The organism is Bradyrhizobium sp. STM 3557 (assembly GCF_045571465.1).
In the GTDB taxonomy this organism is placed as follows: Bacteria; Pseudomonadota; Alphaproteobacteria; order Rhizobiales; family Xanthobacteraceae; genus Bradyrhizobium.
The window spans coordinates 7,266,113-7,279,989 of record NZ_CP120697.1; the positions used below are offsets into that span (position 1 = coordinate 7,266,113).

General features: G+C 64.1%; 18 protein-coding genes. 5 read left to right on the forward strand and 13 right to left on the reverse strand.

The window, feature by feature from the left end; all coding sequences use genetic code 11:
• Positions 1–43 precede the first annotated feature (43 nt).
• The 8 genes from P6U24_RS33600 to P6U24_RS33635 all read right to left on the reverse strand — a co-directional run bounded on the left by P6U24_RS33600 (position 44) and on the right by P6U24_RS33635 (position 6,551).
• A complete protein-coding gene (locus P6U24_RS33600; protein WP_407156683.1) occupies positions 44–460 on the reverse strand; it encodes a YciI family protein in 417 nt (138 codons plus the stop codon).
• Positions 461–510: 50 nt separating this feature from the next.
• The gene (locus tag P6U24_RS33605) at positions 511–927 is read right to left on the reverse strand and encodes a YciI family protein (RefSeq protein WP_407156684.1); all 417 of its coding nucleotides are present in this window, start codon (positions 925–927) and stop codon (positions 511–513) included.
• 276 nt (positions 928–1,203) lie between these two features.
• Positions 1,204–2,397 carry an alpha/beta hydrolase family esterase gene (locus tag P6U24_RS33610; protein WP_407156685.1) on the reverse strand — a complete coding sequence of 398 codons (1,194 nt, stop codon included), beginning with the start codon at positions 2,395–2,397 and terminating at the stop codon, positions 1,204–1,206.
• A gap of 4 nt (positions 2,398–2,401) precedes the next feature.
• On the reverse strand, positions 2,402–2,821 hold the full coding sequence (locus P6U24_RS33615; RefSeq protein ID WP_407156686.1) for a CopG family transcriptional regulator: 420 nt from the start codon (positions 2,819–2,821) through the stop codon (positions 2,402–2,404).
• A gap of 131 nt (positions 2,822–2,952) precedes the next feature.
• Positions 2,953–4,050, reverse strand: coding sequence for a hypothetical protein (locus P6U24_RS33620; RefSeq protein WP_407156687.1), 1,098 nt, complete (start codon positions 4,048–4,050; stop codon positions 2,953–2,955).
• A 926-nt stretch (positions 4,051–4,976) separates the two neighbouring features.
• Positions 4,977–5,339, reverse strand: a complete 363-nt coding sequence (locus tag P6U24_RS33625) for a nuclear transport factor 2 family protein (RefSeq protein WP_407156688.1) — start codon at positions 5,337–5,339, stop codon at positions 4,977–4,979.
• Positions 5,340–5,996, reverse strand: coding sequence for a glutathione S-transferase family protein (locus tag P6U24_RS33630; RefSeq protein WP_407156689.1), 657 nt, complete (start codon positions 5,994–5,996; stop codon positions 5,340–5,342). It lies immediately after the preceding gene.
• A 9-nt stretch (positions 5,997–6,005) separates the two neighbouring features.
• Positions 6,006–6,551, reverse strand: coding sequence for a dihydrofolate reductase family protein (locus P6U24_RS33635; RefSeq protein WP_407156690.1), 546 nt, complete (start codon positions 6,549–6,551; stop codon positions 6,006–6,008).
• 110 nt (positions 6,552–6,661) lie between these two features.
• On the opposite strand from P6U24_RS33635, the gene P6U24_RS33640 reads away from it, so the two are divergent.
• The 3 genes from P6U24_RS33640 to P6U24_RS33650 all read left to right on the forward strand — a co-directional run bounded on the left by P6U24_RS33640 (position 6,662) and on the right by P6U24_RS33650 (position 8,564).
• Positions 6,662–7,177: a winged helix-turn-helix transcriptional regulator gene (locus tag P6U24_RS33640; protein ID WP_407156691.1), complete on the forward strand. Its 516-nt coding sequence runs from the start codon at positions 6,662–6,664 to the stop codon at positions 7,175–7,177.
• A 132-nt stretch (positions 7,178–7,309) separates the two neighbouring features.
• Entirely contained in the window at positions 7,310–8,098 is a 789-nt protein-coding gene (locus P6U24_RS33645; RefSeq protein WP_407156692.1) for an SDR family NAD(P)-dependent oxidoreductase, read from the forward strand.
• 19 nt (positions 8,099–8,117) lie between these two features.
• On the forward strand, positions 8,118–8,564 hold the full coding sequence (locus P6U24_RS33650) for a hypothetical protein (protein WP_407156693.1): 447 nt from the start codon (positions 8,118–8,120) through the stop codon (positions 8,562–8,564).
• 21 nt (positions 8,565–8,585) lie between these two features.
• Here the strand turns inward: P6U24_RS33650 and P6U24_RS33655 are convergent, their stop codons facing one another.
• The 4 genes from P6U24_RS33655 to P6U24_RS33670 are packed head-to-tail and all read right to left on the reverse strand — an operon-like array spanning position 8,586 to position 11,259.
• Complete coding sequence (locus tag P6U24_RS33655) at positions 8,586–8,996, reverse strand: VOC family protein (RefSeq protein ID WP_407156694.1); 411 nt, start codon at positions 8,994–8,996, stop codon at positions 8,586–8,588.
• Positions 8,997–9,044: 48 nt separating this feature from the next.
• The gene (locus P6U24_RS33660; RefSeq protein ID WP_407156695.1) at positions 9,045–9,578 is read right to left on the reverse strand and encodes an SRPBCC family protein; all 534 of its coding nucleotides are present in this window, start codon (positions 9,576–9,578) and stop codon (positions 9,045–9,047) included.
• A 15-nt stretch (positions 9,579–9,593) separates the two neighbouring features.
• Positions 9,594–10,892, reverse strand: coding sequence for an RNA polymerase sigma factor (locus P6U24_RS33665; protein ID WP_407156696.1), 1,299 nt, complete (start codon positions 10,890–10,892; stop codon positions 9,594–9,596).
• 1 nt (position 10,893) lies between these two features.
• Positions 10,894–11,259, reverse strand: coding sequence for a YciI family protein (locus P6U24_RS33670; RefSeq protein WP_407156697.1), 366 nt, complete (start codon positions 11,257–11,259; stop codon positions 10,894–10,896).
• A 240-nt stretch (positions 11,260–11,499) separates the two neighbouring features.
• Here P6U24_RS33670 and P6U24_RS33675 point away from each other — a divergent pair, with 240 nt between their 5' ends.
• The gene (locus P6U24_RS33675) at positions 11,500–12,465 is read left to right on the forward strand and encodes a 2-hydroxyacid dehydrogenase (RefSeq protein WP_407156698.1); all 966 of its coding nucleotides are present in this window, start codon (positions 11,500–11,502) and stop codon (positions 12,463–12,465) included.
• Here P6U24_RS33675 and P6U24_RS33680 read toward each other — a convergent pair.
• Entirely contained in the window at positions 12,462–13,139 is a 678-nt protein-coding gene (locus tag P6U24_RS33680) for a TetR/AcrR family transcriptional regulator (RefSeq protein ID WP_407156699.1), read from the reverse strand. The genes P6U24_RS33675 and P6U24_RS33680 overlap by 4 nt on opposite strands.
• Positions 13,140–13,228: 89 nt before the next feature.
• Here P6U24_RS33680 and P6U24_RS33685 point away from each other — a divergent pair, with 89 nt between their 5' ends.
• Complete coding sequence (locus tag P6U24_RS33685) at positions 13,229–13,873, forward strand: glutathione binding-like protein (RefSeq protein ID WP_407156700.1); 645 nt, start codon at positions 13,229–13,231, stop codon at positions 13,871–13,873.
• Positions 13,874–13,877 lie beyond the last annotated feature (4 nt).

The window sequence follows — 13,877 nt, forward strand, 5'->3', positions numbered from 1 at the left end:
GCTGGGGAGAGGTGAACCGAATCCGTGGTCGCAGTTCCCAACTTCACCGCGGGCCGGCCTGCTTCAGCTTGTCGAAGCCAGCCGCAGCCTTCTGCACGTCCTCGGAGAAATCCGTCATCTCCTGCACCTGGCGGATCTCGATGATCTCATTGTCGGAGGCCGGACACTTCTTGGCCCAGGCGATCGCTTCCTCGCGCGAGGCGACGTCGATCATCCAATAGCCGCCGAGCACCTCCTTCGATTCCGCGAACGGCCCATCGGTCACGACCGGCTTGCCGCCTGCGAACGAGACCCGCGCGCCCATCGACGGCGGATGCAGCCCGTCCAGCGTGATCAGCACGCCGGCGTCCTTCAGCGCCTCGTTATAGCGCATCATCGCCGCCACGCGTTCGGGATCGAGCTGCACGTCCGGCGGCGCGCTCTCATAGCCAAGCGGGATCATCAGCATCATGAATCGCATCGGGTTGCTCCTGGTCTGAAGGCTTGTTGAAAATTCAGTGCTTGGCGGCCTTAGTTCTTCGCAGACTTGGCGCGCAGCTCCTCTTCCTGCGCCCGCAGCTCGGGCGTCAGCGCCTCGCCGAAATCCTCGGCCGAAAACACCTGGCGGATCTCGATTCGAGCGCCGGCTTCGAACGGCGCGCGCTTCATCCAGGTGATCACCTCGTCGAGCGATTTCGCCTTGATCAGCCAGAAGCCGGCCACCGTATCCGCCGTGAGCGCGAACGGTCCTCGTGTGACCGCGGCCTCGCTGTCGGCATAATCGAGCCGCGCGCCCCGCGCGGTCGGGTGCAGCCCTTCGCCCGCTTCCATCATGCCGGCCTCGACCAGCTCGGCATTGAACTTGCCCATCGCGGCCAGCATCTCGGTGCTCGGCATCACGCCGGCTTCCGTATCCTTGGTGGCTTTCACGATCACCATGAACCGCATCCCTTGGCTCCTCCCATTGGCTTCCAACGTGTGGTGCCTGAAAGACGAATGGCCTGCTCCGCGGCCGACATGTCTCGATGAAAAATTTACGCCGATGGCGCAGCAGGACGGCGAGCCTGCCTGAGCAATGCTCGGGCGCTGCCACGCATTCCAATGTCATCGTCCGCCACCCGGTCCGGCCTATGATCGGCCGGATGACAGGCTGATGACACACTCCCGCGCGAGCGCCAGTACGCCGCGGCCGCTCAATTCGTCGGCAGGGCCTTCATGCCGGATCTAGCTGGCGAGTGAATGCGCCAGGAAGAAGCGCAGCATCTCCCGCGTTGCGTCCGGCCCCTTCGGATCGGTGTAGGAGCCGGCGGGACTGCCTCCCGACCAGGCATGACCGGCGCCGTGGATGGTCCAGTGCTCGGACGTCACTTTGCCGTCCGGGTCTGCCGACATCGTCCGCGTATAGGCGTGCCCGCCGGGGACCCGCCCACGAACGACAGACTTCGTCTGGCGCGTGGCTCCTGACGATTGCGCCACGATCCGATCGGCATTGTCCGGATGCACGGTGGTGTCGCGATCGCCATGGAAGACGATGGTGGGCACTGCTGATCTTGCGTCCGCCGTCACATCGGACACGCCGCCCTGCCGCATGGCGACCAGCGCTGAGGGCAGGTCACGCGCGACGCCGCAGGCCAGGCCAGAATGAATTCCGGCAGCGGCGTACAAATCAGGATATGTCGCGGCCATGATCGCGGCAGCGGCGCCGCCAGCCGACAGGCCGCAGACATAGACGCGCTTGGGATCGATCGCATGTTTCCGCATGATCTGGCGGGTGATGCCAGCGATCAGCGACGGCTCACCCCCATCGCGCTGCTGGTCAGCGCTGCGAAACCAGTTCCAGCATTTCGCCTGGTTGGCTCCGCTGGGCTGCTCGGGATACACCACGAAGCAGCTCTGCTCCTCCGCCAGGAAGTTCATCCGTGTGCCGGCCGCGAAATCATCCGGCGACTGGGTGCAGCCATGCAGCATCACGACCAGCGGCAGCGGTTGTCCCTTGGAGCAGCTCGGGATGAACAGTTTGTAGCTTCGGCGTCCCGCCGCATTGGCAAAGCTGCCTTCGATGAATCGCGTGCCCTCCGGTGCGATCTCCCGCATCGCGGGCGCGCGCCGGATCGGACCTCGCAGATTGAGGCCCGGGATCTCGCCAACGACTGCGCGCGGGCGCCTGCGTGCCTGAGCAGACGCAGCCTGAGTGGGCGCTGCTCGCGCGCGTTGATGCTCACGCTCCGCAACACGCGTCGCCTTGCCTTCGATGGTCGGTGGCTCCAGCCGCCCAGGCTTGGTCCGAGCAGGACCCGCGGCGTCGGTTGCCGGCGCGCTCTCTCCCCGCAGCATGCGTTGCAGGAGTGCCGTGGCTTCGACCAATCGGCCTGATCGTGTCAGCCGTGTCGCTTCGCGGACCATGTTCGGATTCAGCATTGCATCACCTCGTTCTGTCGGCGAGAGCGGCCTTGACCGCGGGAGTGGCATGCAACGCGCCCAACACCGAGACCGAGGCGATGGTGGCGCGCGCCAGTTCGGGCGTGACGTCGGCGGCGATGGTCGCAAGGCCCAGGACATTGATCTGCAGCATCTGGCCGGTGCGCTGCGCCGCCTCGAGATTGGCACGGCTGTAGTGTCGCATGCCGAGGTCCAGGCTGTTGCGGACCGTCGACTGCTTCACGACGTCTGCATGCCGCTCGAGCTGGTTGCGGATTGCGGTCCGGATGAAGTCGGTTCGGTTGGAATAAAAGCCTTCCTGCACCATCAGATCGACCTGACCGAGATCGACATAGCCGAGGTTGACCGTGATCTTCTCGGTATCCGGGACCTTGGGGCGGAGTTCACGTAGGTTTTCGGGCATTACCAATGTCCTTTGCCATCCTCCTGGATGGTATAAGGATGGCATATGGAAGCCTTGGCTCCGCGTTCAAGGGGAGCCTGCCCGTGGCCAATGAAAAAGGCGGGAGCCTACCCGGCGCCGGTTTCAGAATGCTATTGGAGCGCCATTGCGCGGGATGATTCACGTCGCAGGCGCTTCGGGCTCGGCTCCAGCTCACCAACGGGACGGCGATAGGTGTCGGCGCGGCGCAGCCAGCCGATCTCGAAGACACGGTTTGTGGGAATGTTGCGGACCCGCTGCTGCAGGATGAATCGCACCGCATCGGTGAACTCGGCGCGCACGGCCTTCGGGTCGGCGGTCGTGCCGTTCATCTTGAGCAGCACCTGCTTGAGACCCCAGCCCTGCCGCTGCCCGGTCTGTTTGTCAACGGCAGTTTCTTTCGGGTTGGTGCCCTCGCCCTTGAAGTTGATGTAATCGATCAGCGGATAAACATCGTCGGATGCACGGACGACGCGCGCGAACTGGGTGACGATATGTTCGCGCTCGGCATTATCAGGCGTATTCTTGAGGATCTTCTGCATCGCGCCCTGCGCCCGCTCCACCAGGAATTGGGTCTGCAACGCCACGTTATCGAGCAGAAACTGTCGCAACTCGCGCATCCGCGGTGAGTTGAAGTCCTTCATGAACTCGGCCTTGCTCGTCCACGGATTGGCCGGAATTTGCGGCTGGTCCAGCCAGGACGGCAGATGCGCGTTGTTCTTGCGCATGAATTCGAGAAGGCTCGGAAAGCTTTCCTCGAATGGCAGCCATTTGTTCAGCGGAAACCAGATGAAGTGACCGATGCCGAGCGAGGCAAATTCCTCGTTCGCATTCCATGACGTGATCGCATTGCGGTTGCCGCCGGTTTCGTTCAGCCAGATCTTCTGGCCGATCTTCCTGGCCATGTCGGCCGACAGCACGAGCGGCGGCACCGCGAGGTCCTTCGCCGCTGGCGCGTTGGCTTTGAGACCCGATTTCTGCGCATCACGCTTTGGCTCCGCAGCTTCCGGCGCAGGCTTTTGCGGCTCTGGCGATGGCGCGCTGACGCTCAGACCCGTCGTCGGCGCCTCGGGCTGTCGCATGGCCGTTTCGGCGTCCTGCTGCGTCTGAGCCGGTGGCACGAGCTCGCGCTCTGCCCGCCCTTTTTCGTTGTCGACGACATGCCGCGCGATGCGCGCGGCATTATCGGCTGCGGCCGCCTGTCCTGCCACGACGGTTCCAAAGACACAGGAGAGCAGCAGGGAGGTGCAAGCGAGTTCCCGCAAGGTTGACCTTTCCGTCCTCTCCCGCTGCGCCCTAGTCCGGCCGCAAACCACGCGGCGGCCGCCGGCGACGTCATCGTCCATACCTTTAAGTCCGAGTGCCAGCCCGACGGGCAAATCGGCAGACGGCAAGCGCGATTTATCCGGCACGCCGTCGTCCGCGTCCTGGTTCCAGGGCCGCGTCTGCTTGCGCGAAAAAACTATTTTCGCAAGCACTTTCAGGCCGATCACCCCTGTCCAGACCTTCGCGTAAAAATATTTCGCTTTCGCTTTTTCAGAACTTGGTATCAATTGCCGGTGTCCTGCGCTCGATCAAGAGGGGCGCTTCGCGATCGTCACGAACGTTGGGTGCGGGATGCGGTGGGCGCGTCGGTGTTGCAGCGTGAATCTCACGTGGACGAACAACACCACGCGTACGGCGAAATCGTGTGGTCCTGGCATCCCGGTGCTGATGCCAAGTCGGCTGTGGCGCTCGCGCATCACTCCGACGACGGGGGCAAGAAAGCCGGTCCCCGGGGAGAGCCCGTATAAGCCGCTCAAACCATCGCGCAGGGAAGGCCGGGATGTCTCGGCTCGTACCTGTGGTTCTGCCGCGTGCTTTTTGCTGCACGCGGACCGCGGGTGCGACCGGCACCCGGCCTTCCCTGCGCCCTCCGTTCGGAGGAGGGCAGATTTTGGCAGAACTCGGGCGCAGACCGCGCCGCGAGAACGTTTGATCCATACCAACGACTGGAGCTCCGTCATTGCGAGCGAAGCGACGTGTCCACCTTAGCCCGAAGGGCGACGGTGGAAGCAATCCAGACTGCCGATCCGAAGGAGAACTGGATTGCTTCGTCGCGTTGCTCCTCGCAATGACAAGACGGACAGTCAGGACGTCATCCCTGCTGACGGACGAACGCACCATCCTGATAGGTCGCGCCGAAATAGACATCGATGCGGCGGATCCTGTCGCCGGCGAAGGCGACGACCTCCGTATTCCGAAAGCTTTTGCCGTCCCTGGCGACGCATTGATAGATGACGAAGGCTGTATCGCCGTCAACGCAGATGCGCTCGAGCGTATGCCTGGCGATCCACTCGCTGCCGCGCCAGCAGCGATCGAAATAGGTCGCCTTGTCGATCTCGTCGTCATAGGGACTGGTGAAGCGGAAATCCGCAGCAAGCCAATCATCGACCGCCTGGCGGTCGCCGGCGAGATAGGCGGCGAACAGCGCGCGAATGATGTCCGCTTTGTCGCCCATCTAATCCCCCTCTCTTGGAAACATGTGGAAGTACGGCTCGGCTTCTTTCAGCACACGTGCCACAGAAGGCCGCGCCTTGAGCCGCTCAAGATAAGCGGAGACATTGGCAAGGCCATTGCCGAACGGCTCGACCTCGCTCGCGTAGAACAGCGCCGGCAGCGCGGAGCAGTCGGCGATGGTGAACGACGCGCCCGCCGCCCAGCCACTGCCCTTCATTTGCTCGTCGATGATGGCATAGGAGGTGCGCAGCCGCGTCCGCGCATTGCGGGCTCCGTGCCGATCCTTGGCGTCCTGCGGGCGCAGCCGGTTGTCGATGACGGCCTGCGTCTGCATGTGCACATAGAGATCGTAGAAGCGGTCGCGCAGGCGCGCCTGGAGCGCAAGCTCGGCATCCTCCGGAATCAAGCGTGTGCGTCCCGGATAATGCTGGTCGAGATATTCGATGATGATGCTCGATTCCGGAACGGTCTGCCCGCGCGCCTGGTCGCGCAGCAGCGGAAACTTGCCGATCGGCCACAGCTTCAGGAACGCCGCGCGTTCACTGGGATCGCCGAGTTTGACGAGCTGCGGCGTGAACGGAATGTCGTTTTCATAGAGCGCAATCAGCACCTTCCAGCAGAACGACGCCAGCGGGTGATAGTACAAAGTGAGCGACATAGGTCTCTCCTATTGAGCAAGCGTGTAGCGGATAATCACGACGCCGTTCGACAGCGGCCTGGCATCGGTGAGCTTCAGCTTCAAGCGCGTGCCGAGCTTGAACAGCGGCGTGCCGCCACCAAGCAGCAGCGGATTGATCGCGATCCTGAACTCGTCGATCAGTCCCTCGGCAATGAGGCTTGCGGCGAGATCGGCGCTGCCGAACAGGAAGATGTCCTTGGCGATCTCGCGCTTCAGTCGCGCGACAGTGGCGCCAACATCGCCAGTGAACAATTGCGTGTTGGTCCAGTCGGCACGCGCCAGCGTACGCGAGAACACGTGTTTCGGCACTGTATTCATGAAGTCGGCGATCTCACCGCGCTCCTTCGGCCAATACCCCGCCATCAGCTCGTAAGTGATGCGGCCGAACAGCAGCCCGCCGGCCTCATGGAGCTGCGCGATCGACAACTGCTCCAGTTCCTCGCCCCAGACGTCCTCATGCCAGGAGATGTCGCGGTTCGGCCCTTCGACGAAGCCGTCGAGCGACATCAGATTCCACATCACCAGTCTGCCCATCTGCTCTCCTCCATACTGATTGCGTTTTGCAACTGGTTGCAGGATGCCGAAACCGGTGCAATATTGCAAGTGGTTTTTGCCGGCTGTTTCGCCGCACCTCTGGAACGACCATGACCGATGCCAAGCGCTCAGGCTGTCCGATCAATCTCTCGCTCGAGGTGCTCGGCGACAAATGGAGCCTGCTGATCATCCGCGACATCATGTTCGGCAATCGCCGGCATTTTCGCGAGCTGCTCACCCGATCCGAGGAAGGCATCTCCTCCAACATTCTCGCCGACCGGCTGAAGACGCTGCTGGAGGAAGGCATCATCACCCGCGAGGACGATCCGAGCCACAAGCAGAAGGGGATCTATTCCCTGACCGAGCAAGGCATCGAGCTGTTGCCGGTCCTCGCGCAGATGGCCGCCTGGGGTTACAAATATCTCCCGGTCTCCGAGGAGCTCGGCATTCGCGCCAAGCTGCTGCGCGACGGCGGCCCTGACATGTGGGACGAGCTCATGGACGAATTGCGCGAGCTGCATCTTGGCGTGAAACGACCGAAGAAACCGGGCCCCAGCGCTGGCGAGCGCCTCCAGGCCGCCTATCAGAAGGTGGTCGCGCGGAAGGCAAAGGCAGGCAAGCCATGATCCGTCTTGCCGACGATGCCGGATGCGCGCGGAGCCGCTTGATGGGGTGTAGAATGTTGCAGAAAAGCCGAGCGTTCGCCGACGTGCTGGCGTAAAGCCGACGGATCATATCGATCGGTTCCGGAGTTGATCATGCCCGCCGCCTTGCCCAAAGTTGCTCTCGTCACCGGCGCTGCACGCGGGATTGGGCTCGCCACCGCCGAGCGCTTCCTTGCAGAGGGCTGGCGCGTCGCGCTGCTGGACATCGAAGCAGAGCTGCTGCGGGACGCGGTCGGCGGGCTGAAGCGGCCGGACGAGACGATAGCCCTGCATTGCGACGTCTCGGATGCGGATGCGGTGAATGCGGCGATCGAGGCCGTCGCCAAGCGCTTCGGCCGGCTCGATGCACTGATCAACAATGCCGGCGTGGCGACGTTCGCGCCATTGCTCGACACCACGAATGAGGACTGGAATCGGATTCTCGCAGTCAACTTGACCGGCCCGTTCCTGTGCACCAAGGCCGCGGTGCCTTTGATGCGCGCCAGTGGCGGCGGCGCCATCGTCAACATCACCTCGATCTCGGCGGTGCGCGCCTCGACCTTGCGCTCAGCCTACGGCACCAGCAAAGCCGGCCTTGCCCATCTCACCAAGCAGCTCGCGGTCGAGCTGGCCTCGGCCGGCATCCGCGTCAACGCGGTGGCACCGGGACCGGTCGAGACCGCGATGGCCAAGGCGGTGCACACGCCCGAGATCCGGGCCGATTATCACGATGCCATTCCGCTCAACCGCTACGGCCTTGAAGCGGAGCTCGCGGAAGCCATCTTCTTTCTGAGCTGCGACCGCTCCAGCTACATCACCGGGCAGATGCTGGCGGTGGATGGCGGCTTCGATGCCGCCGGCATCGGCCTGCCGACCTTGCGCGGTGAACGACGCACAGGATGAGACCACAAAGGATCAGATCATGGTGAGCTGGACGCGGATCATCCTCACGGTTTTCCTCGGTGTGGCGCTCTGGGTCATCGCCACCATGATGGCGCGCGCCGATATCCGCATCCTCGCTTCGCCGGGCGGCGAGGTCGGTCCGTTCCTCAGACTGTTCGAGAAGGTCCGCGCCTCCGGCGAGCGCGTGGTGATCGATGGCCCCTGCCTGTCGGCCTGCACGCTGGTCTTGAGCGTCGTCCCGGAGAACCGCATATGCGTGACCAAACGCGCCGTGCTCGGCTTCCACGCCGCGCGCTCGATCGACCAGCGCGGCCACCTCTATGCCGAGCCCGAAGCATCGGAGCTGGTGCTGCAAGCCTATCCCGATCCGGTTCGCGTCTGGATCGAGCGCCGCGGCGGCTTGACGTCGCGGCTGCTCCTTTTGCGCGGGCGCGAGCTCAAGGCAATCTACCCGTCGTGCCGGTAGCTCTGCCCGATGGCCGCGCGCTCATTGGCCCTCGGCCGGCACGTTGATCATCCAGGGGATACCAAATTTATCGACGCCCATGCCAAATCCCTGCGACCAGAATGTCTTGCCGAACGGCATCATCACGGTGCCGCCGTCGATCAGGGCGGCGAATTTGCGCTCGGCCTCGGCCGGATCGGCGATCTGCAAGGAGACGGAGAAGCCTTGCGGCTTCTGAAAATGTTCCGGCGGAGAGTCGGACGCCATCAGCACATCGTCGCCGATAGAGAAGCGGGCGTGCATGATCTTGTCCTTGCGCTCGGGTGGGTAGGGCACCTCTGGCGGCGCATCGGAGTTGCGCATCATCATGTCGATCTTGGCGCCGAGCACCTTCTCATAGTGCTTGAGTGCTTCCTCGCAATTGCTGTCGAACATCAGATAGGGACTGATCATCATTTCCTCCTTGGTGAACATCATTGTCGACGCGAGCGGCGCCGGCGCTCACGTTTCCGCGAGACGCTTCAGGCCCGCGAGGCCGGCCTCGAAATCCTTACCGATCATCCTGTCCATATTCATGACAAGCTGCATGAGCTTCGACAGGAACGGCGCCGGACCATGCATGGTCCAGACGATTTCGGTCGATGGTCCGTTGGGCCGCAGCGCGAACTCGGCGATGTTGTGCCCTGCGAACGGCTTGATGAAATCAAGCTTGATCACAATCCTGGACGGCGTCGCCTCGATGATTTCCATCCGCCCTGCCCCCACATTGCGGTTGCCGTTCCAGGCATAGATCGCGCCAACGCCGCTCTGGGGCCCTTCGAAGATCCGCTTCATCGCGGGGTCCCGGTGTTCCCAGGGCGACCAGCCGGCCCATTGGTGGAAATCGGCGATCAGCGGGAAGATCCTCTCCGGCGATGCCGCGATGACGGCCGAGCGCTGCACACGGAACGTATCCGGCTTGGCGCTGGCGGCGATCAGGGCCGCCGCAATCGCGATCGTCGGCAGCACCACGACGATGATCAGAACGGTCGACATCGCACTCTCCCCCAGTTACGGACGTTTGGTCGCGCCGCGCATCCCGGCGCGATCCGTTGTGCTCTCTTTGGCGCTGTCGCGCTTGAGACGGTCGATCTGCATCCGGATATGGGCCGCCTCCGCCGAGCTGTGGGCGAGCGCGATGGCGCGATCGAAGGCGACGCGCGCCTCCTCGTTGCGACCGAGCTGCATCAACAGCGCGCCGCGCACGCCGAAGAAATAGAAGTAATTCGACAGCCGGCACGCGAGCGGCTCGATCATGTCGAGCGCTGCCTGCGCGCCACGGGCCTTCGACACCGCAACCGCGCGATTGAGCGTCACCACCGGCGAGGGCTGCACCACTTCGAGCGCGCCGTAGAGCAGATCGATCTGGGTCCAATCGGTTTCGTCGGACGACGCGGCACGCGCATGGAGCGCGGCGATCGCCGCCTGGATCTGGTACGGGCCGCTGCGCCGGTGCCGCATCGCCTTGTCGATCAGCGCCACGCCCTCCGCGATCATGGTCTGGTTCCAGAGCGAGCGGTCCTGATCCTCGAGCAGGATCACTCCGCCGTCGGCGTCGTAGCGCGCGGCAGCCCGCGCATGCTGGAGCAGCAGCAGAGCGGTCAGCCCCATGATTTCCGGCTCGCTCGGGAACAGCCGCAGCAGCAGGCGCGCCAGCCGGATCGCTTCTTCGGACAGCGGCATGCGCAGATCGGCAGTCTCGCCGCTGGCCGAATAGCCCTCGTTGAAGATCAGGTAGATCATGGCGGCGACCGCTGTCAGCCGCTCGCTTCGCTCGACGGCGCCGGGCGTCTCGAACGGCACGCTGGCCTGCGCCACCCGCGCCTTCGCGCGGGTAATGCGCTGCTCCATCGCCGCCTCACCGACCAGGAAGGCGCGTGCGATCTGCTTGACCGAAAGGCCGGAGACGACGCGCAGCGCGAGCGCGATCTGCTGCGTTGCGGGCAGTTCCTTGTGGCAGCAGATGAACAACAGCCGCAGGATGTCGTCGCGATAATGCGAGCCGTCGAGCCGCTCGGCGATCTCGTCCTCGGCATCGTCGAGGTCGGAGATCGCCTCGTCCTCCGGCAATGGCTCCTGCTTGCGGTTGCGCCTCGCCTCGTCGATGGCGGCGTTGCGTCCGACCATGATCAGCCAGGCGGCGGGATCACGCGGCGGGCCATTCTGCGGCCAGCTCTTCAAGGCGCGCAGGCACGCGTTCTGGAAGGCCTCCTCGGCGGTGTCGAGATCGCGGAAATAGCGCAACAGCGCGCCGACGGCCTGGGGACGGGCCGAGGTCAATGCCGCATCGATCCAGGCAGCATCGGTCATGTCAGCTCACCGCACCGGGCCTGAACACGCCGACTGGCCGGATCTCGTACGAGCCGCCGGGATTGGCCGCGCCGAGATCCCGCGCCACCTCGAGCGCCGCATCGAGATTCTCGCAGTCGACGATATAGAAGCCGAGCAGTTGCTCCTTGGTCTCGGCATAGGGGCCGTCGATCACGAGCGGCGGATCGTCCTTGCGCAGCGTCGTCGCCGCCGTGGTCGGCAACAGCCGCGCCACCGGGCCGAGCCGGCCCTGCTTGGCAAGTTTCTCCTGCACCACAGCAAGCTTGGCCATGACGGCGGCGTCCTGCTCCTTGCTCCAGGAGCCGACGAAATCCTCATCATGATAGCAAAGCACGGCATACAGCATCGGGAAGTATCTCCATCTGATCTTAAGACGAAGGAGTATGCCTTCCGCCGACGGGCCGAAGAAGAAAATTTCTTTGGGGTTCCCGCGGCGCTGTTGCGCCGCCTCGCGGCGGCAGGCTCCCTGTGGCGCAGGGCGGCATGCGGCGCACTGGCACGGAGATTGCCAGCCGGCACGATCTGCTATGTGGTGCAGGTCAAGCAATTCCAAGCCTCAAGCAATTCCAAGATAAAGGACCAGACGATGAGCAAAGGCGCACTGGCACTCCTGATCCATGGCGGCAGCGATAATTGGTCACCGCAACGCTGGCAGGCACGGTTTGGCGAGGTCTGCGGCGACCGCCCTGTGGTGCTGCTGCCCGATGCTTCGCTCGATCCGGCCGAGGTGCATTATGCGGCGGTGTGGAAGCCGGTGCCAGGCGAGCTCGCCGGCTTTGCGAATCTGCGTGTGATCTTCAATCTCGGGGCCGGCGTTGACGCGCTGATGGCGGACCAGACCCTGCCCGACGTCCCGCTGGTGCGCGTCGCGGTCGACGATTTGACCTCGCGCATGACGGAATATGTCGTGCTGCATGTGCTGATGCATCATCGCCAGGAGCTTTATTTGCGGCAGTCGCAGCGCGAGAAGCGCTGGGCGCCGAAATATCAATGGGCTGCGGGGGCGATCGGGGTCGGCATTATGGGGCTGGGCACGCTCGGCGCCGATGCGGCCGATGTGCTGAAACGGCTCGGCTTCCGTGTGGCCGGCTGGAGCCGCAGCGAGAAACGCATCGATGGGATCGAATGCTTCCATGGCGCGAACCAGCTCGATGCTTTCCTGAAGCGGACCGATATCCTGGTCTCGCTGCTGCCGCTGACGCCGGACACCCGGCACATCCTCAAGCGCGACGTGTTCACGAAGCTCAACCGCACCAGCCCGCTCGGCGCGCCCGTACTCATCAATGCGGGCCGCGGCGGCCTGCAGAACGAGGCCGATATCCTTGCCTGTCTGGACGACGGCACGCTCGGTGCCGTCTCGCTCGACGTGTTCGGCCAGGAGCCGCTGCCGCCGGACAGCCCCTTCTGGACCCATCCCAAGGTGGTGCTGACACCGCACAATGCCGCCGACACCGACGCCGACGCGATCTCCCGCTACGTCGCCGCGCAGATCGCCCGCTTCGAGCAAGGCGGCGCGCTGGAGAATGTGGTCGACCGTGGGAGGGGATACTAACGGGACGACTTTGGCCCCAGCATCACGTCGAGCGCGCCCTTGACAATCGCCTCCAGCTCCTTGCGCGAGGCGTGCGCCCGGGCACGGATCGCAATCGAATGGATGGTGGCGGAGGCGAGCTGAGCCAGCACGGCCGGATCGGCCTTTTCGGGCAGTTCGCCGGTCTCCTTGGCGCGGCGGAAGCAGAACGCGAACGCCTTGTCGAGCTCAGACAGCGCGTCCTGCACCATGGCGCGGATGTCGGGGTCCTGCACCGCTTCCGAGCCCGCGGTCATCACCGTGAAGCAGCCGCGGGGGCCGTTCTCGCCGGACAGATAGATGTCGAGCGCGGTGGCGAAGATGCGTTCGAGCTGCTGGCGGACCGAGGCATCGCTGCGGAAAATATCGGCCATCGCAGCGCGCGCCTCGTTGCGGTAGCGCTGGTAGCTCTTGATGTAGAGCTCGCGCTTGTCGCCGAACGCGCCATAGAGACTCGGCCGGTTCATGCCCGTGGCAGCCGAGAGATCGTCGAGCGAGGTCGCGGCAAAGCCGCCCTGACGAAACAGGTCGAGCGCCTTGCCGAGTGCCACGTCCGGCTCATAGGCCCGCGGGCGGCCGCGGCGCTTCGGCTCGGAGGGCGCGGGCTTTGTGGGCGAACCCGGGGGTGGAGCGCCGCCCTTCCTTTTTTGTACCATTTCGCATTAAATTCCTTGACGTCCGGTATATTATGCGAGACAGTATAAAAATCAACAATGCTCCTGCCGGGAGCCCAAAGGAGGCGTCCATGGACCTTTATTACTCGCCGATGGCCTGCTCGCTCGCGACCCGGATCGCGCTCTATGAAGCCGGCGCCGAGGCCAATTTTCTCGAAGTCGACCCGAAGACCAAGACGGTGCTGCGCGACGGCTCCGATTTCCGCGCCGTCAATCCGCTTGGCCTGGTGCCGACGCTGCGCACCGATGACGGCCAGGTGCTGACCGAGAATGCCGCCATCCTGCAATATGTGGCCGATCGCTTTCCGGACGCCAATCTCGGCACCTCGCCCGGCATGGACCGCAGCCGGCTGCATCAATGGCTCTGCTTCATCGGCACCGAGCTGCACAAGGGCCTGTTCATTCCGATCCTCGACAAGACCGCGCCCGAGGAAATGAAGGCGCATGTGCTGAAGAAGAACCTGTCGCGGCTCGATTACCTGGAGAACTACCTGAAGGGCCGGGACTATCTGCTCGACCATTTCAGCGTCGCCGACGCCTATCTGGTCACGGTGATCAACTGGACCATGGCGACCCCGCCCGTGGAGCTGGCGAAATGGCCTGTCGTGAAGGCCTATCATGAGCGCTTGCGGAAGCGGCCTGCGATCGCAAAGGCGATCGCCGAGGAGCTCGAGCTCTACAAGGCCGAGCTCGCCCGCCACCGCGCGGCGGCGTGACGGC

Bases quoted from the DNA above. Each gene is read 5' to 3' on its own strand.
- P6U24_RS33600 (WP_407156683.1), bottom strand. From the start codon at position 460: ATGCGATTCATGATGCTGATGATCCCGCTTGGCTATGAGAGCGCGCCG.
- P6U24_RS33605 (WP_407156684.1), bottom strand. From the start codon at position 927: ATGCGGTTCATGGTGATCGTGAAAGCCACCAAGGATACGGAAGCCGGC.
- P6U24_RS33610 (WP_407156685.1), bottom strand. From the start codon at position 2,397: ATGCTGAATCCGAACATGGTCCGCGAAGCGACACGGCTGACACGATCA.
- P6U24_RS33615 (WP_407156686.1), bottom strand. From the start codon at position 2,821: ATGCCCGAAAACCTACGTGAACTCCGCCCCAAGGTCCCGGATACCGAG.
- P6U24_RS33625 (WP_407156688.1), bottom strand. From the start codon at position 5,339: ATGGGCGACAAAGCGGACATCATTCGCGCGCTGTTCGCCGCCTATCTC.
- P6U24_RS33630 (WP_407156689.1), bottom strand. From the start codon at position 5,996: ATGTCGCTCACTTTGTACTATCACCCGCTGGCGTCGTTCTGCTGGAAG.
- P6U24_RS33635 (WP_407156690.1), bottom strand. From the start codon at position 6,551: ATGGGCAGACTGGTGATGTGGAATCTGATGTCGCTCGACGGCTTCGTC.
- P6U24_RS33640 (WP_407156691.1), top strand. From the start codon at position 6,662: ATGACCGATGCCAAGCGCTCAGGCTGTCCGATCAATCTCTCGCTCGAG.
- P6U24_RS33645 (WP_407156692.1), top strand. From the start codon at position 7,310: ATGCCCGCCGCCTTGCCCAAAGTTGCTCTCGTCACCGGCGCTGCACGC.
- P6U24_RS33650 (WP_407156693.1), top strand. From the start codon at position 8,118: ATGGTGAGCTGGACGCGGATCATCCTCACGGTTTTCCTCGGTGTGGCG.
- P6U24_RS33655 (WP_407156694.1), bottom strand. From the start codon at position 8,996: ATGATCAGTCCCTATCTGATGTTCGACAGCAATTGCGAGGAAGCACTC.
- P6U24_RS33660 (WP_407156695.1), bottom strand. From the start codon at position 9,578: ATGTCGACCGTTCTGATCATCGTCGTGGTGCTGCCGACGATCGCGATT.
- P6U24_RS33665 (WP_407156696.1), bottom strand. From the start codon at position 10,892: ATGACCGATGCTGCCTGGATCGATGCGGCATTGACCTCGGCCCGTCCC.
- P6U24_RS33670 (WP_407156697.1), bottom strand. From the start codon at position 11,259: ATGCTGTATGCCGTGCTTTGCTATCATGATGAGGATTTCGTCGGCTCC.
- P6U24_RS33675 (WP_407156698.1), top strand. From the start codon at position 11,500: ATGAGCAAAGGCGCACTGGCACTCCTGATCCATGGCGGCAGCGATAAT.
- P6U24_RS33680 (WP_407156699.1), bottom strand. From the start codon at position 13,139: ATGGTACAAAAAAGGAAGGGCGGCGCTCCACCCCCGGGTTCGCCCACA.
- P6U24_RS33685 (WP_407156700.1), top strand. From the start codon at position 13,229: ATGGACCTTTATTACTCGCCGATGGCCTGCTCGCTCGCGACCCGGATC.